This is a genomic window from Streptomyces sp. NBC_01283, from assembly GCF_041435335.1.
Lineage (GTDB): Bacteria > Actinomycetota > Actinomycetes > Streptomycetales > Streptomycetaceae > Streptomyces.
Genome location: NZ_CP108430.1, coordinates 2,321,339 through 2,343,437 on the forward strand (window position 1 = coordinate 2,321,339; position 22,099 = coordinate 2,343,437).

20 protein-coding genes are annotated in these 22,099 nt (G+C 70.0%); 10 read left to right on the plus strand and 10 right to left on the minus strand.

The genetic code is table 11. The features are described 5' to 3' along the window. Window positions 1-28: 28 nt before the first annotated feature. The 7 genes from OG302_RS10550 (at window position 29) to OG302_RS10580 (ending at window position 6,535) form a co-directional block, all read left to right on the plus strand. Complete coding sequence (locus OG302_RS10550) at window positions 29-1,342, plus strand: hypothetical protein (RefSeq protein ID WP_371526542.1); 1,314 nt, start codon at window positions 29-31, stop codon at window positions 1,340-1,342. Window positions 1,343-1,362: 20 nt separating this feature from the next. Further along, window positions 1,363-1,815, plus strand: coding sequence for a hypothetical protein (locus tag OG302_RS10555; protein ID WP_371526543.1), 453 nt, complete (start codon window positions 1,363-1,365; stop codon window positions 1,813-1,815). A 66-nt stretch (window positions 1,816-1,881) separates the two neighbouring features. Then, window positions 1,882-2,685 carry a hypothetical protein gene (locus OG302_RS10560; protein ID WP_371526544.1) on the plus strand — a complete coding sequence of 268 codons (804 nt, stop codon included), beginning with the start codon at window positions 1,882-1,884 and terminating at the stop codon, window positions 2,683-2,685. A 33-nt stretch (window positions 2,686-2,718) separates the two neighbouring features. Next, a complete protein-coding gene (locus OG302_RS10565; RefSeq protein ID WP_371526545.1) occupies window positions 2,719-3,153 on the plus strand; it encodes a hypothetical protein in 435 nt (144 codons plus the stop codon). A 34-nt stretch (window positions 3,154-3,187) separates the two neighbouring features. Next, a complete protein-coding gene (locus OG302_RS10570; RefSeq protein ID WP_371526546.1) occupies window positions 3,188-3,751 on the plus strand; it encodes a hypothetical protein in 564 nt (187 codons plus the stop codon). Window positions 3,752-3,857: 106 nt separating this feature from the next. Beyond that, window positions 3,858-5,609, plus strand: a complete 1,752-nt coding sequence (locus OG302_RS10575) for a CotH kinase family protein (protein ID WP_371526547.1) — start codon at window positions 3,858-3,860, stop codon at window positions 5,607-5,609. Beyond that, the gene (locus tag OG302_RS10580) at window positions 5,606-6,535 is read left to right on the plus strand and encodes a hypothetical protein (protein WP_371526548.1); all 930 of its coding nucleotides are present in this window, start codon (window positions 5,606-5,608) and stop codon (window positions 6,533-6,535) included. Before OG302_RS10575 ends, OG302_RS10580 begins: the two co-directional genes overlap by 4 nt. A 25-nt stretch (window positions 6,536-6,560) precedes the next feature. Here OG302_RS10580 and OG302_RS10585 read toward each other — a convergent pair whose 3' ends face one another. The 6 genes from OG302_RS10585 to OG302_RS10610 all read right to left on the minus strand — a co-directional run bounded on the left by OG302_RS10585 (window position 6,561) and on the right by OG302_RS10610 (window position 12,368). Then, window positions 6,561-7,259: a GntR family transcriptional regulator gene (locus OG302_RS10585; protein ID WP_371526549.1), complete on the minus strand. Its 699-nt coding sequence runs from the start codon at window positions 7,257-7,259 to the stop codon at window positions 6,561-6,563. A 72-nt stretch (window positions 7,260-7,331) separates the two neighbouring features. After that, a complete protein-coding gene (locus tag OG302_RS10590; protein ID WP_371526550.1) occupies window positions 7,332-8,333 on the minus strand; it encodes a proline racemase family protein in 1,002 nt (333 codons plus the stop codon). A gap of 52 nt (window positions 8,334-8,385) precedes the next feature. After that, on the minus strand, window positions 8,386-9,291 hold the full coding sequence (locus OG302_RS10595; protein ID WP_371526551.1) for a dihydrodipicolinate synthase family protein: 906 nt from the start codon (window positions 9,289-9,291) through the stop codon (window positions 8,386-8,388). A gap of 73 nt (window positions 9,292-9,364) precedes the next feature. Then, window positions 9,365-10,834, minus strand: a complete 1,470-nt coding sequence (locus OG302_RS10600; RefSeq protein ID WP_371526552.1) for an FAD-dependent oxidoreductase — start codon at window positions 10,832-10,834, stop codon at window positions 9,365-9,367. Then, the gene (locus OG302_RS10605) at window positions 10,831-11,151 is read right to left on the minus strand and encodes a (2Fe-2S)-binding protein (RefSeq protein ID WP_371526553.1); all 321 of its coding nucleotides are present in this window, start codon (window positions 11,149-11,151) and stop codon (window positions 10,831-10,833) included. Before OG302_RS10605 ends, OG302_RS10600 begins: the two co-directional genes overlap by 4 nt. Window positions 11,152-11,189: 38 nt before the next feature. Then, window positions 11,190-12,368 carry an NAD(P)/FAD-dependent oxidoreductase gene (locus tag OG302_RS10610; RefSeq protein ID WP_371526554.1) on the minus strand — a complete coding sequence of 393 codons (1,179 nt, stop codon included), beginning with the start codon at window positions 12,366-12,368 and terminating at the stop codon, window positions 11,190-11,192. Window positions 12,369-12,478: 110 nt separating this feature from the next. Between OG302_RS10610 and OG302_RS10615 the strand changes: the two genes are divergently transcribed. The 3 genes from OG302_RS10615 to OG302_RS10625 all read left to right on the plus strand — a co-directional run bounded on the left by OG302_RS10615 (window position 12,479) and on the right by OG302_RS10625 (window position 15,330). Continuing rightward, window positions 12,479-13,909, plus strand: a complete 1,431-nt coding sequence (locus OG302_RS10615; RefSeq protein WP_371526555.1) for an aminopeptidase P family protein — start codon at window positions 12,479-12,481, stop codon at window positions 13,907-13,909. A gap of 179 nt (window positions 13,910-14,088) precedes the next feature. Next, on the plus strand, window positions 14,089-14,832 hold the full coding sequence (locus OG302_RS10620) for a polysaccharide deacetylase family protein (protein WP_371750087.1): 744 nt from the start codon (window positions 14,089-14,091) through the stop codon (window positions 14,830-14,832). A 39-nt stretch (window positions 14,833-14,871) separates the two neighbouring features. Beyond that, window positions 14,872-15,330: an SRPBCC family protein gene (locus OG302_RS10625; protein WP_371526556.1), complete on the plus strand. Its 459-nt coding sequence runs from the start codon at window positions 14,872-14,874 to the stop codon at window positions 15,328-15,330. 118 nt (window positions 15,331-15,448) lie between these two features. On the opposite strand, the gene OG302_RS10630 is transcribed toward OG302_RS10625, so the two are convergent. The 4 genes from OG302_RS10630 to OG302_RS10645 all read right to left on the minus strand — a co-directional run bounded on the left by OG302_RS10630 (window position 15,449) and on the right by OG302_RS10645 (window position 22,097). Beyond that, window positions 15,449-16,669, minus strand: a complete 1,221-nt coding sequence (locus OG302_RS10630; protein ID WP_371526557.1) for an FAD-dependent monooxygenase — start codon at window positions 16,667-16,669, stop codon at window positions 15,449-15,451. A 93-nt stretch (window positions 16,670-16,762) separates the two neighbouring features. Further along, on the minus strand, window positions 16,763-17,920 hold the full coding sequence (locus OG302_RS10635; protein ID WP_371526558.1) for an XdhC family protein: 1,158 nt from the start codon (window positions 17,918-17,920) through the stop codon (window positions 16,763-16,765). Between the two features lie 40 nt (window positions 17,921-17,960). After that, window positions 17,961-19,439, minus strand: coding sequence for an NCS2 family permease (locus OG302_RS10640; RefSeq protein WP_371526559.1), 1,479 nt, complete (start codon window positions 19,437-19,439; stop codon window positions 17,961-17,963). 267 nt (window positions 19,440-19,706) lie between these two features. Beyond that, window positions 19,707-22,097 carry a xanthine dehydrogenase family protein molybdopterin-binding subunit gene (locus tag OG302_RS10645; protein WP_371526560.1) on the minus strand — a complete coding sequence of 797 codons (2,391 nt, stop codon included), beginning with the start codon at window positions 22,095-22,097 and terminating at the stop codon, window positions 19,707-19,709. Window positions 22,098-22,099 lie beyond the last annotated feature (2 nt).

Consider the following 22,099-nt stretch of genomic DNA (forward strand, 5'->3'; position numbering starts at 1 on the left):
TCGCCTGCAGCAAATGGTGAACACGGCGATGCTCAATCCCCTGTGGCGCGACCGGCTGCGCAACGCGGGCACCGTGCGCGCCCCCGAGACGTACGAGGCGTGGCAGCAGATCCCGCTCTCGGACAAGGACATCCAGCGCGACTTCTTCATGGAGTCACGGCCCGGCATGGTGGTACCCCTCACCCGCGGCGAGTTCGAGATCGTGGCCAGCGGCGGCACCAGCGGTGGCCGGCCGCTCGAAGTCGTTTACTCCCTGCGGGAGTTGAAGGACACGTACGAGATCGCGGGCCGCTTCATGGGCGCCTATCAGCTCGCCGCATACCTCGCGGGCACCGACCCCAAGTGGCTGTTCACCACGCTGGCCGACTACCAGATGTGGAGCAGCGGCACGATGGTGGGCGGTGTGCTGCAGCACGTGCCCGGCGTCAACTACGTCGGCGCGGGCCCCGTCACCGCCCCGGTCCTGGAGCACATGTTCTCCTACCGGGGCCCCAAGGCCCTGATGGGGATCTCGGCGGGCATCGGGATCCTGAGCGAGCTCGGCGTGGGCATGCGCCAGGAGTCCAGGGAGAGCTTCCGTGTCGCCCTGTACGGCAGCGGGGTGCTCTCGCAGCGCAAGCGGGTGGAGCTAAAGGCGCTGTACCCGAACCTGTCGATCCTCAGCTACTTCGCCGCCACCCAGGCCGAGACCATCGGCCTGCAGCTGGACCCCGACTCACCCCACCTCTCGGCGGTGCCCGGCCTGCACTTCATCGAGATCGTCGACGAGAACGGGCGCTGGGTCCCCGAGGGCGAGGAGGGCGAACTCGTCGTCACCCGCCTGCACGCCCACGAGGCACCGCTCCTGCGGCTCAAGCTGGGCGACCGGATGATCCGGCGGCCGAGGACCGAGGGCCCCGGCCCGAAGACCCAGCAGTTCGAGTTCGCGGGCCGCACCGGCGACGTGCTCCACATCAACGACAGCCAGTACTCGGCGGCTCGCGCCTACGACGCGGTGCGGGACGAGCTGAAGGCCGCCGAGGCGGTGGACCTGGACGAGGTGGCGCACGAGGTCCAGTTCGTGAACTACCGCGAGGGCAAGGTCATCACGCTCGTCGTCTCGGTCGACGACGTGCTCGGCCTGACCTACCGGGCGGACACGGCTCTTGGGCCCTACGGGGTGCAGCAGGTGTTCGTGAACGCCCTGCCGCGTTCCCTGTCGCTCTTCAACCACGGAGAAGCGAACCCCGCGTCGATCGAGAAGACCGGTTACACCTTCCAGCTCAAGTTCGTGCCCCGCCTCTCGGCCGAGATCGAGCGGACGGCCGTCGGCAAGGTCCCGCTGGTGCGGGACCGGGGCTAGCGCCTACAGGAGGAGTGAGGATGAAGCCGCAAGTGAACATCGTCGCGGTCGTCGACGTCATCGGAGCGCTCTCGGGCAGCACGCTGCTCAACGGCAACCTCTGCATGATGGACGACGGCGGGGAGAACAGCGCCCACCAGGGGACGCCGGACCTGTGCACCGTGGTCAGGCCGGGGCAGGTCGTCTCGTGGTCCGCCCTCGCCGTGGACCTGCAGACCCCCGTCGAGATCAAGAACATCTCGTTCGTGCCCGAGAACGGGAGCCACAGCTCAGGCCAGACTCAGGGCCAGGCGCAGGGCGTCCAGAACGGCAACCACACCGAGGGCGACAAGCTCGACCTCGACGTCTGGACGGGCATCGTGCCCAACTGGCTGACGCCCGGAGTGGCCTACCGCTACCGCCTGGAACTCCAGATGTACGAGGGCGAGAACAGCGTCATGCACATCGACACCCCCGCGTTGATGTGCCAGTAGCACCAGTGCCGGCCGGAGCGCGACGGCAAGGGACGGGAATCCAGTAACGGCGACAAAGGCGGAATCATGCCCCAACAATTGGCGATCATCGTGCTCGTGGACGTCGGCAGTGCGCTGGAGTCCGAGTCACTCGAAGGCAACACCTACCTGTTCGACAACATGAAGCTGCAGGGCTCGACGAACCAGGGAACCGGCGAGCTCGTGACCGCGATCAACGGTTCCTACTGGAGGGATGGATCGCAGGCCAGTGAGCAGGTGCTCAACTGGCTGCCGTACAGCCTCGGTTCCATCCCGCCGACCGTGCCCCGCGGCTACGAGTTCGACCGCGCCCGGCAGACCGACGAGCAGGCCCTGGCCGACCTGCAGGATCTCGCGAGCAAGTCCTCGGTCGCCGGCACGGACCAGACCGAGCAGCTCAGCCAGGTCCGCAAGACCGTCGGTGCCCGCGTCAAGACCACGCGGCGCACGCGCGGGCGGCTGTCCGGGCAGAAGATCCTGGACGTCACCGGCAAGGTCGTCACCGAGGACAACACGGCCGCGTACACCTACCCCGCCCCGGTGATCACCGACATCTACGGCGAGGCCGTGGACTCGAAGATCATGTATCCGGCGGAGTACGGCTCCCCGGACCTGGTCACCGACGGCTGGTACTGGTCGGCGTCCGTCGACACCTCGCGGCCCGGAACCTACTCGTACGTGATGCGGATCCAGCTGCACAAGCTGGTGGGTCTCAACGGCGAACTGCGCTGGGAGGCGGTCGACCTGACCTGTCCCTCGACCCTCAAGATCACCTCGGAGCCACGGCGGAACGCCTTCACCAAGGCGGGCGTGGGCATGCTGCCCATCCCTCCGGACGCCGGCACCCGCTGATCCCGCACGGACTTCAGCCAGAAGGAGGAGCAGATGACGACCACCACGCCCAGGCGGCGTGAGACCGGTGCCGCGAAGCGGCCCGTCTCGATCACCGCCGTAGTGGACTGTGTGGGCGCCCTGGCAGCCGGCAACATGCAGGGCCACCTGTACATGTACGACACGAACAAGTCAGCGGGTTCCACCGGCTTCGGCACCGAGGAACTGCAGACGCGCGCCCGCAAGGGCGACCAACTCCTGTGGAACGCGCTCGCGTTGGAGTGCGAGGCCTTCGTGGCCATCGACAGCATCGTGATCGACAGCTCCATCTGCGTGCCGGAGCGGAAGGTCTATCCGGGCACCGACGTCGCCTACTGGATCGGGACCGTGAAGCGGGACGTCACGAACGTCACGTACCAGATCAACTTCAAGCTGGGCACGAGGGACGAGCCGATCGCCACCACCCTGTCGTCGTCCCTCGTCGGCTAGGGCCCGGCATGACGGCGTACGAGAAGGAGGAGCGTTGACCAGCACCGCGCAGAAGTCGACCAGCACCGAGCACCAGAAGCAGAATCCCGGCCAGCTCAACTCGGTCCAGCTGAACATCGTGACGCTCATCAACATGGAGCGGGCCGTGGAGACGGGCTCGCTGAGCGACTCGATGTACATGATGGACAACAGCATCGGCGGCAAGGGACAGGGGACGTCGTCCCTGGAGACGGTCTGCAAGCAGGGCCAGGTCCTGAACTGGATCGTGCGCCCGCTCGACATGGAGAAGCGCCCGGACGGCACCTGGCCTCCCATGCCGAAGATCAACAACATCACGTTCCTCGACACCGAGCTGGGTGACGAGGAGGACGTGGCCGAGCGGAAGATCTTCACCGAGCTGAAGATCTACGGGATGCCGGACCGCATGCGGGACAAGTTCACGCCGGTCTACTACTACTGGGCGGGCACGGTCCTGAGCAACGCCAAGCCGGGCGTGCACCGGTACCGGCTCGTGATGGAGCTGGAGCAGGACCGCAAGAAGGAGAAGCTGTACCTGAACACGGCCATCCACCCGTCGATCAGGATCCTCGGGGTCTGACGCAGAGCCCGCGACGCGTGACCGCCAGGCCGGATATCGGCCTGGCGGTCATGTGGCACCGGGCGTAGAGAGGAAAGTTCACGCCAGGGATCCCAGGGAGGCCACCGTGGACAGGACCATCGGCAAGGGCACGTTCCGGGACGCGTTCAAGAACCAGGTCATCGCGGTCTCCGCGCTGCCGCCGGGCATCGGGCGGCGGCTCGCCGAGCGGGCCAACGCGGCGTCGGGTCCGACGGATGCCGCGCTGCGGACGAAGGCCGAGTTCAGCACGTTGTACGACCTGTTGCTCGCCGAGCAGGGGGACCTGTCGGGCGCTTCGGCCGACGGCAGCCTGGTGCTCCTGGACGCGGACGGGCAGCTCACCGAGATCGGGCGGATCGTCGACGAGCTCCTCAACTCGGCCCAGAGCAAAACGGAGTTCTTCGCTCAGGACATGTATCAGGTCAAGGTCACCGGCTGGCCGCCCGGCGTCCTGACGGCCGACGAGGTGATGGAGGCGCCGCAGGGTGCCCGGCTGACCCTGGCGAGGAACGACACCCCGGACGACACGCTGCTGGCGACGCCGTCGTTCTCGATGGTCAACAGCGGCAACATGACCGCGCACGCCCCCAAGCGCTCCTGGAAGATCAACTTCGAGGTCGGCGAGAGCGAGGACCGGCTCTACGGCATGGAGCGGATCAACCTCAAGGCGATGTACAACGACCCGTCGCAGATGCGCGAGGCCGTCGCCTGGCGGCTCCTGGAACGCGCGGGCATCCCGGCGGCACAGCACACGTACGCGACGTTCTCGATCAACGACCGCTACATGGGCCTCTACTCGGTCATCGAGCAGGTCGACAAGAAGTTCCTGAAGGACCACTTCGGCAAGAACTCCGAGGGCAACCTCTACAAGGCGTACTGCGGCGACGTCGGCTGCGCGACCCTGGAGCACCGCTCCGGCACGGACGGCAGCGACGGCGGACGGCACTACTTCACCGCGGGCAGCCGGGAGGACGACCGTACCTACCGCCTGAAGACGAACGAGGACAATCCGTCCGCCAACACCTATGACGACCTCGCCACGCTCGTCCGGGCCATCAACGGCGTCGAACTGGCGGGACGCGGCGACCGGTTCACGTCCGACGCCTTCCGTGACGCGGTCGAGCGGGTGCTGAACGTGGCCGCTTTCCTGCGCTGGGCGGGCGCCAACGTCCTCCTGGGCAGCTGGGACAACTACTTCGCGACGCCGTCGAACTACTACCTCTACAACTCGGGCCGGCTCGGCGACCCGACGGGCTTCATGGCACGCCCGTACTTCACGTTCGTCCCGTGGGACTACGACAACAGCTCGGGCATCGACTTCTTCTCGACGCCGTGGCAGTACACGGATCTGCTCGACTGGCCCGCGATGAGCCGCGACTACTGCCGGATCACGCACGCGCCGCACGAGGTGTCCCAACTGCCGCTGTTCACCAACCTGCTGCGGAACCACGACTTCTGCCAGTACTACCTCGACCACCTCGAGTACCTCCTGGACACGGAGTTCGGCCCCGAGCGGGTCGCCGAGCTCCTCGGCGCGGAGGGCTCCGGGCGGACCGACGGCCTGTGGCAGCTCGTCGCGTCCGCCGCGTACGGCGAGTCCACGAGTCCGCACGGACAGGCCTTCACCGGGCGGCAGTTCACGAACGACGAGGTGTACCGCGCCGGGTACCGGCAGTGGGAGCTGAGCCGGGGCTCGCAGTTCACGTACGGGATCTTCCACTACACGCGCATGCGCTACGACCACGCACGACAGCAGCTTGCCGAGCTGCGCAAGACCTATCCGAACGGCGCCAGCGGGGCGTCGTTCCCCGGCGCGATGGAGGTACTGCCCTCATGACCGCAACGAAGAAGTCCGCCAAGGCCGATGCCGCGCACGAGCTCCGCCTCGTCAAGGAAGCCAAGATCCGGGACCTGATCGGTGACGGCGCGGGCACCCGCCTGGAGGCGAGCGGTGTCGTCTACCGCGACGGCGCCTTCCTGATCGTCTGCGACAACCTGCCCTCCCTCATCCGGGTCAGCAGCGAGCTGTCGCCCAAGGCGCCGGAGAACGGCGTTCTCAAGCGCACCAAGGGAAAGAAGAAGGGCAAGTCCGGGGCGAACGAGGGGTTCGAGGACCTCGCCCACGACGAGCGGCGCGACCACTACTTCGCGCTGAGCGAGGCCGAACCGATCAAGCCCAAGGGCTTCCGCGCCCGCATTCACGAGTTCGACGAGAAGCTGCGCCCGGTCGGCTCGACCCTGCTCGACTTCGATCTGCCGGACGCCAACAAGGGCATGGAAGGCCTGGAGTGGGTCGAGCGCTCGGGCGCGAGCCATCTCCTCGCCCTGTGCGAGGGCAACCGGTGCGCGGGCGGCAAGAAGGGCAGGACGCCGGGCGGTGGCCGCATCCAGGTTCTCCGGCAGGGCGGCAAGCGCTGGATCCACACGGCCACGATCCGGCTGCCCGAGTCGCTGCCCTTCGAGGACTTCAGCAGCGTGTCCGTGCGCGACGGGCGGATCGCCGTCCTGTCGCAGGCGTCGTCGGCGCTGTGGGTGGGCCGCATCTCCACCAAGAAGTGGGAGGTCGACGAGGGCACGGTCCACCGCCTGCCCACCGACGGCAAGGGCCGTGCGGTCTACGGCAATCCGGAGGGCGTCTCCTGGATCTCGTCCGACCATGTGGTGATCGTGTCCGACCGGGCGAAGAAGGGCGCGGGGAGCGAGCGCTTCCGTGCGAAGGACCAGTCGATCCACCTGTTCCTGATCCCGGGCAACAACGGCTGACCCGCTCACCGAGCTGCTCGCCGGCCTATTCGGCCTCGGCCGCCCACAGGCCGCGTACGTGACCGAGGTGACGGGTCATGACCGCGCGTACGGCGTCCTCGTCGCGGGCGAGCAGCGCGTCCAGGATCTCCAGGTGCTCCTCGGCCGACGCCTCCAGGCGCCCCGCGTCGACGAGCGCCTGGAGTCCGTACAGGCGTGAGCGCTTGCGCAGGTCGCCGACCACCTCGACCAGGTGGTCGTTGCCGCCGAGCGCGAGCAGCCCGAGGTGGAAGCGGATGTCGGCCTCGACGTACGCGATGAGGTCGCCGTCCGCCGCCGCCGTGACGATCGCCTGCGCCGCCGGGCGCAGCGCTTCGAGCGCGGCGGGGTCCGCCGACGTGGCGAGCTCCGCGGTGGTGGGGATCTCGATCAGCGCGCGGATGTGCTTGTACTCGTCGAGCTGCTTCTCGGAGACGGCAGTGACCCGGAAGCCCTTGTTCGGCACCGTGTCGACGAGCCCCTCCTTGGCGAGGTCGAGCATGGCCTCGCGGACCGGGGTGGCGGAGACGCCGAAGCGCACGGCGAGGGTGGGCGCGGAGTAGATCTCACCCGCGCGGAGTTCACCGGCGATGAGCGCGGCCCGCAGCGCGTCCGCCACCCGCTCGCGGTAGCTGCTGCGCGTACCGCCCAGGCTCGGCAGGGCCGCGGGGGCGGCGGACGGGGCGGGGTTGCGACGGGCGGCCATGGGGTCGCTCCTCCTTGGTGCAATGTCACGTGCCACGAGTATCCCAGGCCGCGGAGATCCGTCAGAAGGGCCCTAGAGAACGAACCCCGCCGGGAAGGGGTCGTCCGGGTCGAGGAGGTACTGCGCGGTGCCCGTCACCCAGGCACGCCCGGTGAAGCTGGGCAGCACCGCCGGGATGCCCGCGACGTCCGTGGTCCCGAGCAGCCGCCCGCTGAAGCGCGTGCCGATGAAGGATTCGTTGACGAACTCGGTGTCCAGGGGCAGTTCGCCGCGCGCGTGGAGCTGGGCCATGCGCGCGCTCGTCCCGGTGCCGCACGGCGAGCGGTCGAACCAGCCGGGGTGGATGGCCATCGCGTGCCGGGAGTACCGGGCGGTGGCGCCGGGTGCGTGGAGGTGGACGTGGTGGCAGCCGCGGATGGACGGGTCCTCGGGGTGCACCGGTTCGTCGGCGGTGTTGATGGCCTCCATGAGGGAGAGGCCCGCCGCGAGGATGTCGTCCTTGCGTCCGCGCTCGAAGGGCAGGCCGAACTGGTCCAGGGGCAGGATGGCGTAGAAGTTGCCGCCGTAGGCCAGGTCGTAGGTGACCGTACGGCCGTCGGGCAGGGTGATCTTGCGGTCGAGGCCGACGGCGAAGGACGGCACGTTCTTGAGGGTGACGGCCTTCGCCGCGCCGTTCTCGACGGCCACCTCGGCGACGACGAGGCCCGCCGGGGTGTCGAGACGGATCGTGGTGACCGGCTCGACGACCTCGACCATGCCGGTCTCGACGAGGACGGTGGCGACGCCGATGGTGCCGTGCCCGCACATCGGCAGATAGCCCGAGACCTCGATGTAGATCACGCCGTAGTCGCAGTCGGGCCGGGTGGGCGGCTGGAGGATCGCGCCGCTCATCGCCGCGTGGCCGCGCGGCTCGTTCATCAGGAGCTGTTTGATGTCGTCGCGGTGCTCGCGGAAGTGGAGCCTGCGCTCGTTCATCGTCGCGCCGGGGACGGTGCCGATGCCGCCGGTGATCACTCGCGTCGGCATGCCTTCGGTGTGCGAGTCGACCGCGTGCAGGACGAGTTTGCTGCGCATGTGCGGTGCCTTTCGCTGGGTACGGCTGTCAGGTCGTCGCCGGGTACGGCTGTCAGGTGAGCCCGGCGGCGATGGCCCGCTCCGTGGCGGTGCGCACGGCCTGCTCCTGCTCGGGCAGCAGCGGCACGCGCGGGGGGCGGCAGGGGCCGCCGTGGCGCCCCGCGAGGTCCATGGACAGCTTGATGGCCTGCACGAACTCGGGCCTGGAGTCCCAGCGGAGCAGCGGGTGCAGCTGCCGGTAGAGCTTGCCCGCCGTGCCCAGGTCGCCGGCCACGGCGGCGCGGTACAGCTCGACGGACGCGGCGGGCAGCATGTTCGGGTAGCCCGCGACCCAGCCCTTGGCGCCCGCGAGGGCGAGTTCGAGCAGGACGTCGTCGGCGCCGATCAACAGGTCGAGTTCGGGGGCGAGTTCGGCGATGCGGTAGGCGCGGCGTACGTCGCCGGAGAACTCCTTGACGGCGTGTATGTACCCCTCGGCGTGCAGCTTCGCGAGGAGCTCGGGCACGAGGTCGACCTTGGTGTCGATGGGGTTGTTGTACGCGACGACGGGGAGGCCCGCCTTGGCGACCTCCTCGTAGTGGGCGAGGACGGAGCGCTCGTCGGCGCGGTAGGCGTTGGGCGGGAGCAGCATCACGGAGGCGCAGCCCGCGTCCTTGGCCTGCTCGGCCCAGCGGCGGGCCTCGGCGGAGCCGTAGGCGGCGACGCCGGGCATCACACGCTGCCCGCCGACCGCCGCGACGGCGGTCTCCACGACCTTGGCGCGCTCCTCGGGGGTGAGGACCTGGTACTCGCCGAGGGATCCGTTGGGCGCGACGCCGTCGCAGCCGTTCTCGACCAGCCAGGCGCAGTGCTCGGCGAACTTGCCGTAGTCGACGGACAGGTCGTCGTTCATCGGGAGTGCGGTGGCGACGAGGACTCCGTGCCAGGGGCGGGGACGGTCTGCTGCGGGCGGGTTCATGGGAGTGGTCCCTTCGTTGCGGTGCGGGGCGGCGCGGGGCGGAGGTGCGGGGAGGTGCGGGGAGGTGCGGTGGCTAGAAGGGGCCCGGTTCGTCGTCGGCGGTCCGTGCGAGCACTCCGAGCGGTACCGGCCGGGCGAACGGCCGACGCGCGGAACCCTCGGCGCAGCCCGCGAGTCCGGCGACGGCCGCCGCGCACATGCGGCCCTGGCACCAGCCCATGCCGGCCCGGGTCAGGAGTTTCACGGTCCGCACGTCGGTGGCCCCGAGTTCGTCGACGGCCTCGCGGACCGCTGACGCCGGGACCTCCTCGCAGCGGCAGACGAGGGTGTCGTCGCGGAGCTGCTCGGTCCAGTGCGCGGACGGCACGTACACGGCGCCGAGCACGTCGGCGAACTCCCGCGCCTTCGTACGTGCCGTGGCCGCGGCGGCCCATGCGGTCGGGTCGGGCGTACTCCCGCGCAGCCGGGCGGCGGCCGAGCGTCCGGCGATGTGTCCCTCGGCGAGCGAGAGGGCGGCGCCGCCGATGCCGGTGGTCTCGCCTGCGGCCCAGACGCCGGGGACGTCGGTGCGCTGCTCGGCGTCGACGGCGACGTTCGGGCCGTCGACCCGGCAGCCGAGACCCTCGGCGAGATCGGTGTGCGGGAGCATGCCGTGGCCGACGGCGAGGGTGTCGCAGGGGATGCGCCGCTCGGTGCCGGGCCTGACCCGGCCCGCCGCGTCGAGCGCGGCGATGGTCACCGCGTCCAGCGCATCCTTGCCGTGTGCTTCGACGACGGTGTGACGTGACACCAACGGGACGCGATGGCGCAGCAGTTGAGCGGCGTACCCGGCACCTTCGGCGAGCTTGTCCGGATGGGCGGCGAGGGTGGCCGCGTGCCGCGCGAAGGCCTTGGGGTCGGCGGACTCGACCAGGGCGGCGACCTCGGCCCCGGCCGCCGCGAGCCCTGCGGCGACGGGCATGAGCAGCGGGCCCGTCCCGGCCACGACCGCGGTGCGTCCCGGCAGGACGAGGCCTCCCTTGAGCATGGCCTGGGCACCACCGGCGGTCAGCACGCCGGGCAGGGTCCAGCCGGGGAACGGCAGGACTTTCTCGTATCCCCCGGTGGCAAGGAGCACGGCGTCGGCGTGCACCGTCGCGGGCCGCTCCTGCTCGGGGCCGAGGAGCGCATGCACGGTAAAGCGACGCCCGGCCCACGGAGCTTCTCCGCCCGATCCCTCAACCGAACCATCAATCGCTGCCGTATCCCCGAAGTGGCTTTCCACGAACCAGACATGATGCTCAGTCAGGTGCGTGATGCGTCCTGCGGCGATCTGTTCGGCGACTCCGTCCCGCAGCCGTTCCCACGTCCGCCACCGATGATGCAAGGCCTGTGGCCGACGCGCGCCGAGCGCTCCGGCGGGCTGCCGGTAGAACTGTCCGCCCGCCTGCCCCGCGGAGTCCACCACGGTCACCCGCACCCCGCACCGGGCCGCACTCACCGCCGCCGCAAGCCCCGCGGGCCCCGCGCCGATCACGGCAAGCGTGCCGCGCCTGGCCGTCACCGGCCGTCTCCCACGCCATGACCGCTGCCGTGCTGCGTCCGGATCTCGGCGTAAGGTTCGGCCGGTGCCAGACAAGCCCGTTGGTTCGGGCGGCCGTTGATCTCCACCAGGCAGTCGAAGCAGACGCCGATCCCGCAGAAGATGCCCCTCGGTTCGCCGTTGCCCCTCGTGGTGCGCCAGGCGGTGACGCCCGCCGACCAGAGCGCGGCGGCCACCGTCTGGCCCGGCAGGGCCTGGATCTCGCGGCCGTCGAACGTGATGGTGTGCGGTGGGCCCGGCCGGGCGTGGGCCAGGGCCAGGGGGGTGCGTTTGTTCATGGCGCCTCCTCGGGTGTTGATGGCACCTCCTCGGGTGTTCATGGCGCCTCCTCGGGCGGGCGGTCGGCGAAACGGTGCGGGCGGAACGGGTGGAGATCCTGCTCCGGAGTCGCTCCGCTCAGGACCTGGGCGATCAAGTGCCCCGTCCCCGCGGCCAGTCCGATCCCCGCCCCCTCGTGCCCGCAGGCGTGGAAGAGTCCCGGCACCCGGGTGTCGGGGCCGATCGCGGGGAGGTGGTCCGGCAGGTAGGGGCGGAAGCCGACGTACGCGCGCATCGCGCGGACCTCTTCCAGGAACGGGAAGAGCCGGGTCGCCCCCGCCGCCAGCGCCCGCATGACCGGCAGCGAGAAGCTCCGGTCGAAGCCGACCCGCTCGCGGCTGGCGCCGATCAGGACCGGCCCCGCCGCCGTGCCCTCGACCACGGGTGACGTCTGGAGCGCGGCGGACCCGCTGGCCACGTCGGCCACGTAGTCGGCGGCGTACACCTTGTGCCGGACCATGCGCGGCAGCGGCTCGGTGACCAGGACGAAGCCGCGCCGCGGCAGCACGGGCAGGGCCACTCCGGCGAGGGCGGCGAGCTCGCCTCCCCAGGTACCGGCCGCGTTCACGACGTACGGGGCGTGGATCTCGCCCCGGTCGGTGCGGACCCCGCGTAGCCCGCCGTCCGCGGTCCGCAGCATGGCCGTGACGGTCCAGCCCGTACGGAGATCCGCCCCCAAGGACCGCGCCAGGCGCACCAGTTGGGCTGCGGCGAGTGACGGCATCACCTGGGCGTCCTGCGGGTAGTACACGCCGCCCGCCGCGCCGGGAGCGAGGTGCGGTTCGAGTTCGTGGAGATCGGACGGCGTGACCGCTTGCGCGTCGACCCCGGCCTCGCGCTGCCCGGCCGCGAACTCCGCCAGCGCCGCGAGTCCTTCGCCGGACGAAGCGACGACCACGCCGCCCTTGGCCTCGAACTCGATGCTCGCGCCCACGCCCCGCTCGGCAGCGAGCTCCGTCCACAACCGCCCCGACAGCAGGGCGAGTTCGAGCTCGGGTCCGGGTTCCTTGTCGGAGACGAGGACGTTGCCCTCGCCGGATCCGGTCGTGCCGCCGGCCACCGGGCCGCGGTCCACGAGGACGACGGAAAGACCGGCCCGCGCCGCGTACAGGGCACAGGCGGCGCCCACCATCCCGGCGCCGACTACCACAACATCGCAGGTCAGCCGCTTTGTCACGCCAGTACTATGTCACATGTTCCCTTGCGGGCCAAGGGTCTCTACGCTGGCGGTACCGACGTCGAGCACTCCACCACGAGCCCCGGAACGGGGAGGAAAAGGTGAACCCCATGGCCCAGTCGAAGGCGCGCAAGAACGGCCTGTACCCCGAGATCTCCGAAGAGCTCTCCGCCCTGATGAGGACCGGCTGGGCCGATACGGAACAGCGCGACCTGCGCCCCGCCGAACAGGCCCCGTACGCCGCCCGCCGCCGCGCCGCCCTGTCCGCGCTGTTTCCGGGCGAGCGCCTGGTGATCCCCTCGGGGAAGCTCAAGACCCGCTCGAACGACAGCCATTACCCCTTCCGCCCGTACTCCGCGTACGTCCACATGACCGGCGACCAGGCACGGGACTGCGCCCTCGTGCTCGAACCGCGCACCGGGGGCGACGGTCACGACGCGCACCTCTACCAACTGCCCCGCGACAGCCGGGACAGTGACGAGTTCTGGACCGGCATGACGGCCGAGCTATGGATGGGCCGCAGGCGCAGCCTCGCCGAGTCCGAGCTCCTCCTCGGCCTGCCCTGCCGTGACGTGCGCGACGCCCCGGCCGAGCTGGCCGCATCGCCCGGCGTGCCGACCCGCATCGTGCGCGGCCACGACACGGAGCTCGACGAGGCCGTGACGACCGACGAGGAGCGCGACGCCGAGCTGGAGGAAGCACTTTCGGGGCTGCGCCTGGTCAAGGACGACTGGGAGATCGGCGAGCTGCGCAAGGCGGTCGACTCGACGGTCCGTGGATTCACCGACGTCGTAAGCGAGTTGGCGACCGCCGTCGCCACCTCGGAGCGCTGGATCGAGGGCACCTTCTTCCGCCGCGCCCGCCTGGAGGGCAACCACATCGGCTACGGCTCGATCTGCGCCGCCGGCGAGCACGCCACGATCATGCACTGGGAGCAGAACGACGGCCCCGTGCGCCCCGGCGAACTCCTGCTCCTGGACGCGGGCGTGGAGACGCACACCCTCTACACCGCCGACGTCACGCGCACGCTCCCCATCGACGGCACCTTCACCCCACTCCAACGCAAGGTCTACGACGCGGTGTTCGAGGCGCAGGAGGCGGGCATCGCCGCGGTGAAGCCGGGCGCCGCGTACCGCGACTTCCACGACGCGGCACAGCGGTACCTCGCGTACAAGCTCGTCGAGTGGGGTCTCCTCGACGGCGACCCCGAGCGGGTCTTCGAGCTCGCCCTGCAGCGCCGCTTCACCATGGCGGGCACGGGCCACATGCTCGGCCTCGACGTCCACGACTGCGCCCAGGCCCGCACCGAGGAGTACGTCGGCGGCGTACTGGAAGAGGGCATGGTGCTCACCGTGGAACCCGGCCTGTACTTCCAGCCGGACGACCTCACCGTGCCCGAGGAGTACCGGGGCATCGGGGTGCGCATCGAGGACGACATCCTCGTCACGGCCGACGGCAACGAGAACCTGTCCGCCGGGCTCCCCCGACGCCCCGAAGCCGTGGAGGCCTGGATGAGCGGCCTGGCGGGCGACCGCCGCTAAGGCCCCGCCAAGGCCCCTCCAAGGCTGCCACCAGGGCGGACACACCTTGCGCGCATGATCCGGCAGACCTGGCACCCCCTCTATACACTCCGTATATACACGCTATGTATAGTGCTGGCATGCCCGCTGCGAAAAGCAAGATGAACAGATCCGCCAAAGGGTTCCGTCGAGCCGCGTCCATGACGGCCATGACCTCCGTGGTCATGGCCGTCGCCCTGACGGGGTGCACCAAGGTGGACACCACCTCCCCCAGCTCCGCGCGCAAGGACGCGGCGTCGGTGAGCGTCAAGAGCCAGGGGAAGCTCGGGACCGTCGACTGCCGCAAGGCGAAGTGCGTGGCCCTGACGTTCGACGCGGGACCCAGCGAGAACTCGCCGCGGCTGCTCGACATCCTCAAGGAGGAGAAGGTGCCCGCCACCTTCTTCCTGCTCGGCAAGAACCACATAGCCAAGCACCCCGAGCTCGTGAAGCGGATGGAAGCCGAAGGGCACGAGGTCGCGAGCCACACCTGGTCGCACAAGATCCTCACCGACATCACCCCGGACGAGGCACGCGAGGAACTGCGCAGGCCGAACGAGGCGATAGAGAAGCTGATCGGTCACAAGCCGACGCTGATGCGTCCCCCGCAGGGCCGCACCAACCCCGACGTCAACAAGATCTCGCGCGAGGAAGGCCTCTCGGAGGTCCTGTGGAGCGTGACCGCCAAGGACTACACGACCAACGACTCCGCCCTGATCCAGAAGCGCGTCATCGATCAGACCAAGCGGGACGGCATCATCCTGCTGCACGACATCTACAAGGGGACGGTGCCCGCGGTGCCGGGCATCATCGACGAGCTGAAGAAGCGCGGCTACGTCTTCGTGACGGTTCCGCAGCTGCTCGCCCCGGGGAAGGCCGAGCCCGGGAAGGTCTACCGGCCCTAGCAGGCGGGTTTCACCGCCTGGGCCTGGCAGGATCGCCGTGTGGCTCTCTTCCGTATCGACCGGGAATCATCCCTGCCCGCCGACGAGGTCTGGCGCCGGCTCACCGCGTGGGAGCGGCACGCCGATGTCGTCCCACTGACGCGGATCGTCGTCCGCACGCCGCCGCCCAGTGGGGAGGGAACGGTGTTCGTCGCCCGCAGCGCCCTCGGCCCCGTCGGGTTCGACGACGTGATGGAGGTCGTGACCTGGCGCCCCGCCGCGGAGGGCGGGGGCCTGTGCCGGCTGGAGAAGCGGGGGTCGTTCGTGACCGGGTGGGCGGAGATCCGGGTGTCCCCCCGGCCCGGCGCGGAGGGTTCGGCTGTCGCCTGGCGGGAGGATCTGCGCGTGCGATGGCTGCCGAAGGCCTTCGACCGGGTGCTCGTGGCCGCGGCGCGACGGATGTTCGGCCGGGCGGTGGACGGGCTGCTCTCCTCTCCCCCGCCCCACCCCCACGCATGAGCGGACTGCCCACCGCCCGCAGGGCGGGCGAACCCGCCCGGCCTACCCGCACGAGCCGTGGGTGGAGCACTTCGACTGGCTGGAGCCCCTGTTCAACGAGCGCCCGGACCACGGAGACCTACGAGGTCGGCACGCCCCGCTGAGACCGTCCGTGCAGGGTCCGCGCCACCCGCGGGCCCAGCCACCGCTTCATCCTCCGCAGCGGCTCCAACTGTTCGGCGGCGCGGTCGATCCGGTAGTACAGCTGCGGCGGGATGTGCGGCAGGAGCGGTGAGTGGCGCTGGCCGAGGAGCGCGAACATCTGGGCGGGTTCGAGGCCGATGTAGCGCGGCAGGTTCTCGTACCACTGGGCGCTGTAGCGGGCCGCGCTCTGCACGGAGAGGAGCGCGGCCCGCCGCTCGCGTTCGTAGCGCGCGAGGGCGGGAGTGAGTTCCGGGCTCCCGCGCAGCGCGTCCGCGAGGGCGATCGCGTCTTCCAGGGCGAGCGTCGTGCCCGCGCCGATGGAGTAGTGCGTGGTGTGCGCGGCGTCGCCGAGCAGGACGACATTGCCCCGGTGCCAGGTCCGGTTGGTCAGCGTCCGGAAGTTGAGCCACTGCGCGCTGCCGTCGGACTGCGCGCGGCCGATCAGGCGGTGCCCGTCCAGCGGCCCGGCGAAGAGCCGCTCCAGGAGGGCGAGTCCTTCGGCCTCGCTCGCCTCGTGCAGGCCGAGGCCTCTCCAGGTCTCCGGGGAGCACTCCATGACGCAGGTGCTCCGCTCGTCGCTGAAGCGGTAGCCGTAGCACCAGATCCAGCCGTGCGCGGTCTCCACGAAGGCGAAGGTGAAGGAGTCGAAGACCTTGGTGGTGCCGAGCCAGATGTACTTGTTGCGGCCGAGCGCGACCTCCGCGCCGAAGTGGTCGGTGTGACGCTCGCGCAGTGCGCTGCGGACGCCGTCACCCGCGACGATCAGATCGGCGTCGGGCAGCTGGGCCGCGTCCGTGATCTCCCGCTCGAACTCGACGCGTACGCCGAGGGACCGGGCCCGGCTCGCGAGGATGTCGAGGAGCCGGTGGCGCCCGATGCCGTGGCCCTCGTCGCCGTGGTGGACCGTCGTGCGGTCGCCGACGTGCGCGACCCCGTCGCTCCAGCGGACCGAGTGCTCGCTGATGGCGCGCGCGGACTCCGGGTCACCGGCCCGGAGCTTCTCCAGGAGGCCGCCCCAGTAGGTGACCCCCCAGCCGTACGTCGACCCGGCCGGGTTGCGCTCGTGGACGGTGATGTCGTGGGACGGGTCCTGCCGCTTGAGCAGGATCGAGAGATACAGGGCGGCGGGCCCGCCACCGACGCAGGCGACCTTCACGGATGCTCCTGTTGTGTCACAAAGTGATCAATTCGTGACGCAAGGTAGCAGCAATGGAGGGCGGGCCCGTGGACCCCGGGCGGGGCCGGGGCGTCAGGCCACGGACCCTATGCGCCCGGCAGGTCGCCGTGAGGCGTCGTGGTGGATCGGCGTGTGCGCGCCGGTCAGGGAGACCCCGCTGCCGCCCCGCCGGTTGGCGACGATCTCCGCGGCGATCGAGAGGGCCGTCTCCTCCGGGGTGCGGGCACCCAGGTCGAGGCCGATGGGCGAGCGCAGCCGGGCCAGCTCCAGTTCGCCGACGCCGACTTCACGCAGCCGCTCGTTGCGCTCCTCGTGGGTGCGGCGCGAACCCATCGCGCCCACGTAGGCGACCGGGAGGCGCAGGGCCAGTTCGAGCAGCGGCACGTCGAACTTGGCGTCGTGCGTCAGGACGCACAGCACGGTGCGGCCGTCGACCTCCGTCCGCTCCAGGTACTTGTGGGGCCACTCGACGACGACCTCGTCGGCGTCGGGGAACCGCGCCGCCGTGGCGAACACGGGCCGCGCGTCGCAGACGGTTACGCGGTAGCCGAGGAACGTGCCGATCCTGACGAGCGCGGAGGCGAAGTCGATCGCGCCGAACACGATCATGCGGGGTGGCGGGACGCTCGACTCGACGAGGAGTGTGAGCGGCTGCCCGCAGCGCGAGCCGTCCTCGCCGATCTCCACCGTGCCGGTGCGCCCCGCGTCCAGCATCGCGCGGGCCTCGCCCGCCGCGGTGCGGTCCAGCTCGGGGTGCCCGCCGAGCCCGCCCTCGTGAGGGGCGTCGGCGTCGGAACGTACGAGAAGGGCCCGGCCCACGAGTTCCGCGGGTCCGGAGGTGATGCGGGCGACGGCCGAGGCCTCGCCCGATGCCGCCGCCGCGAGCGCGGCGGCTACGACCGGCCGCACGGAGGAGTCCGCGCGGACCGGGGTGACGAGGATGTCGATGATGCCGCCGCAGGTCAGGCCCACGGCGAAGGCGTCCTCGTCGCTGTATCCAAAGCGTTCGAGGACGCTCTCGCCGTCTTCGAGGGCCTGTTGGCAGAGTTCGTAGACGGCGCCTTCCACACACCCGCCGGAGACGGAGCCGATCGCCGTGCCGTCGGAGTCGACGGCCAGGGCCGCACCGGGCTGCCGGGGCGCGCTGCCGCCGACCGCCACCACGGTGGCGACGGCGAAGTCGCGTCCCTGCTCGACCCACCGGTCCAGCTCTTCGGCGATGTCCAGCATGTCCGTCTCCTAACGGGTGTGTGTTCAACAGGATGAGCGGCTACTTGACGCCCATCCAGTTCTCGATCGGATGGAGCGCGAAGAAGGCGAGGAACACGAGCGCGAGCACCCACATCAGCCAGCCGATCTCACGGACCTTGCCCTGCGCGGCCTTGATCAGGACGTGGGCGATGACACCGGCCGCGATACCGACCGTGATGGAGTACGTGAACGGCATCAGGACGGTGGTCAGGAACACCGGGATGGCGGTGGCCTGGTCGGTCCAGTCGATGTGCCGGGCGTTGGTCAGCATCATCGCGCCGATGACCACGAGCGCGGCGGCCGCGACCTGCGTCGGGATGAGCTGGGCCAGCGGGGTGAAGAAGAGGCACAGGGCGAAGCCGAGACCGGTGATCACGCTCGCGAAGCCGGTGCGCGCGCCGTCGCCGACGCCCGCGGTGGACTCGACGAACACGGTCTGTCCTGAGGCACCGGCGAGACCGCCGACGACACCGCCGGCACCGTCGATGGCCAGGGCCTTGTTCAGGCCCGGCATCTTGCCGTCCTTGTCGGCGAGGTTGGCCTGCTGGCCGATGCCGATGATGGTGCCCATGGCGTCGAAGAAGCCGGCCAGGACCAGGGTGAAGACGATGACGCCCACGGTGATGGCGCCGATGTCACCGATGCCGCTGAAGGACACCTCGCCGAAGAGGCCGAAGTCCGGCGACGAGACGACGGAGCCCTTGAGCTCCGGGGCGTTCAGGCCCCAGTCCCGCTGGCCCATGCCCGCGACCTGGTTGACGATCGCGGCGAACACGGTGCCGCCGACGATGCCGATGAGGATCGCGCCCGGGACCTTGCGGACCTGGAGCACGAAGATCAGCAGGACGGTGACGGCGAAGCACAGGACGGGCCAGCCGATGAGCTTGTCGTCGATGCCCATCTGGATCGGCTTGGCGCCCATGTCGCCGTGCTTGGACGGCATGGAGGTGACGAAGCCCGCCTGGACCAGGCCGATCAGCGTGACGAACATGCCGATGCCCATGGTGATGGCGTGCTTCAGCGCCAGCGGGATCGCGTCCATGATCAGGGTCCGCAGACCGGTCAGGACCAGCAGGATGATGATGACGCCGTAGATGACGCACATCGCCATCGCGTTGCCCCAGGTCATCTCCGGGGCGACCTGGAAGGCCATCACCGCGGAGACACCGAGTCCCGCCGCCAGGGCCAGCGGCACATTGCCGAGGATGCCCATGACGATGGTGGTGGCGGCCGCCGCGAAGACCGTGGCGGTGGTGAGCTGATCACCGTCGAGGCGGTGGCCCGTGGCATCGGGTACCGAGAGGATCACCGGGTTCAGGAGGATGATGTAGGCCATCGCCATGAAGGTGGTGATGCCGCCACGCACCTCCCGGCCGACGGTCGACCCTCTCTGCGTTATGTGGAAATACCGGTCCAGCCAAGACCTGCCGGCGGGGACGCGCGAGCCGTTGCCCGCGTCCTCCGCAGTGGTCTTCGGCTCCGTTGACTGCTGGGTCATGGTGCCTAACTCCCAAGGTTCAAAGGGGCACCCGCAACAGGCTGGTCGAGCAAGGGTTGGGCCTGTGGAGACTGCGGGATTTGGGATGGTGCGTTGGGCGCACGACCCGGGGGACGGCCCGAGACGAACTGGGGCTCCGAAGAGCGTGGGTGCTGCGTGGTACTGCCATGACCGCGAGCGGTGCGGTACTGGGTTTCTCCGGGCGGCACGGGCGGCGGAAGTGTGACGTTCCATGGGAGGCACGCGCCGCCCGGAGGGATCGGGGGATCAGGTGCCGGTGAGGTGCTCCGGACGTACCGGCGTCCTGTTCAGCTCCAGACCCGTCGCGTTCCGGATGGCCGCGAGGACCGCCGGAGTCGAGGAGAGGGTCGGGGCCTCGCCCATGCCACGAAGGCCGTAGGGCGCGTTCGGGTCGGCCAGTTCGAGTACGTCGACGGGGATGGTCGGCGTGTCGAGGATGGTCGGGATCAGGTAGTCCGTGAAGGAGGGGTTGCGCACCTTCGCGGTCTTCGGGTCGACGATGATCTCCTCCATCACCGCGACGCCCAGGCCCTGGGTGGTACCACCCTGGATCTGACCGACCACGGAGAGCGGGTTGAGCGCCTTGCCGACGTCCTGGGCGGTGGCCAGCTCGATCACCTTGACCAGGCCGAGCTCGGTGTCCACCTCGACGACCGCGCGGTGCGCGGCGAACGAGTACTGGACGTGGCCGTTGCCCTGACCGGTCTTCAGGTCGAAGGGCACGGTCGGACGGTGGCGCCACTCGGCCTCGACCTCGACGGTCTCGCCTTCGAGCAGCTCGGCCAGGTCCGCGAGGGCCTCGCCGCCGTCGGTGAGGACCTTGCCGCCTTCGAGGACCAGTTCGGCGGTGGCCCACGCGGGGTGGTACGAGCCGTACTTGCGGCGGCCGATCTCCAGGACCTTCTCGCGGACGAGCTCGCAGGAGTTCTTGACCGCGCCACCGGTGACGTACGTCTGACGGGACGCGGACGTCGAACCGGCGCTGCCCACCTGGGTGTCGGCGGGGTGGATGGTCACCTGCTGGACGCCGAGCTCGGTGCGGGCGATCTGCGCGTGGACGGTGATGCCGCCCTGGCCGACCTCCGCCATCGCGGTGTGCACGGTCGCGACCGGCTCACCGTTGATGACCTCCATGCGCACCTTGGCGGTGGAGTAGTCGTCGAAGCCCTCGGAGAAGCCGACGTTCTTGATGCCGACCGCGTAGCCGACACCTCGTACGACACCTTCGCCGTGCGTGGTGTTGGAGAGGCCGCCGGGCAGCGCGCGGACGTCGGCGCCCTCGCTGGACTCCCACTGGCGCTCGGGCGGCATCGGACGGGCCTTGACGCGGCGCAGGATCTCGGCGACCGGGGCCGGCGAGTCGACCGACTGACCCGTCGGCAGGAGCGTGCCCTGCGACATGGCGTTGAGCTGGCGGAACTCGACCCGGTCCATGCCCACCTTGTCGGCGAGCTTGTCCATCTGGGCCTCGTAGGCGAAGCAGGCCTGGACGGCGCCGAAGCCGCGCATCGCGCCGCAGGGCGGGTTGTTCGAGTAGAGGGCGATCGCCTCGATGTCGACGTCCTCGATCACGTACGGACCGACCGAGAGGGACGAGGCGTTGCCCACGACCGCCGGGGAGGCCGACGCGTAGGCGCCGCCGTCCAGGACGATCTTGCACTTCATGTGCGTGAGCTTGCCGTCCTTGGTGGCGCCGTGCTCGTAGTAGAGCTTCGCCGGGTGGCGGTGGACGTGGCCGAAGAAGGACTCGAAGCGGTTGTAGACGATCTTGACCGGCTTGCCGGTGCGCAGCGCGAGGAGGCAGGCGTGGATCTGCATCGAGATGTCTTCACGGCCGCCGAACGCGCCGCCGACGCCGGAGAGCGTCATGCGCACCTTGTCCTCGGGCAGGCCGAGTACGGGGGCGATCTGGCCGAGGTCCGAGTGCAGCCACTGGGTGGCGACGTACAGCTCGACGCCGCCGTCCTCGGACGGCACGGCGAGGCCGGACTCCGGGCCGAGGAAGGCCTGGTCCTGCATGCCGAAGGTGTACTCGCCCTTGACGATGAAGTCGGCCTTCTTGGCGGCCTCGTCGGCGTTGCCGCGGACGATCGGCTGGCGGTGCACGATGTTGGGGTGCGGGACGTGACCGATGTGGTGGTCGTCGCGGCCCTCGTGCACGAGCACGGCATCGGGAGCGGTGGCCGACGCCTCATCGGTGATGAGGGGCAGTTCCTTGTACTCGACCACGATCTTCGCGGCGGCACGGCGGGCGGTCTCCGGGTGGTCGGCGGCCACGAGGGCGACCGGCTCACCGTGGTGACGGACCTTGCCGTGGGCGAGGACCGGGGTGTCCTGGATCTCCAGGCCGTAGTTCTTCATCTCGGCCGGCAGGTCGTCGTACGTCAGGACGGCGTAGACGCCGGGCGTCTTGAGCGCCTCGACGGTGTCGATCGAGACGATCTCGGCGTGCGCCACCGGGCTGCGGAGCGTCTGGCCCCAGAGCATGTCCTCGTGCCACATGTCCGAGGAGTAGGCGAACTCACCGGTGACCTTCAGGGTGCCGTCCGGGCGCAGCGTGGACTCGCCGATGCCGCCCTTGTTGTGCTTCTGGGTGACTTCGGTGGGCGCGCCCGTGGTGGTCTTGGTTCCAGCCATGA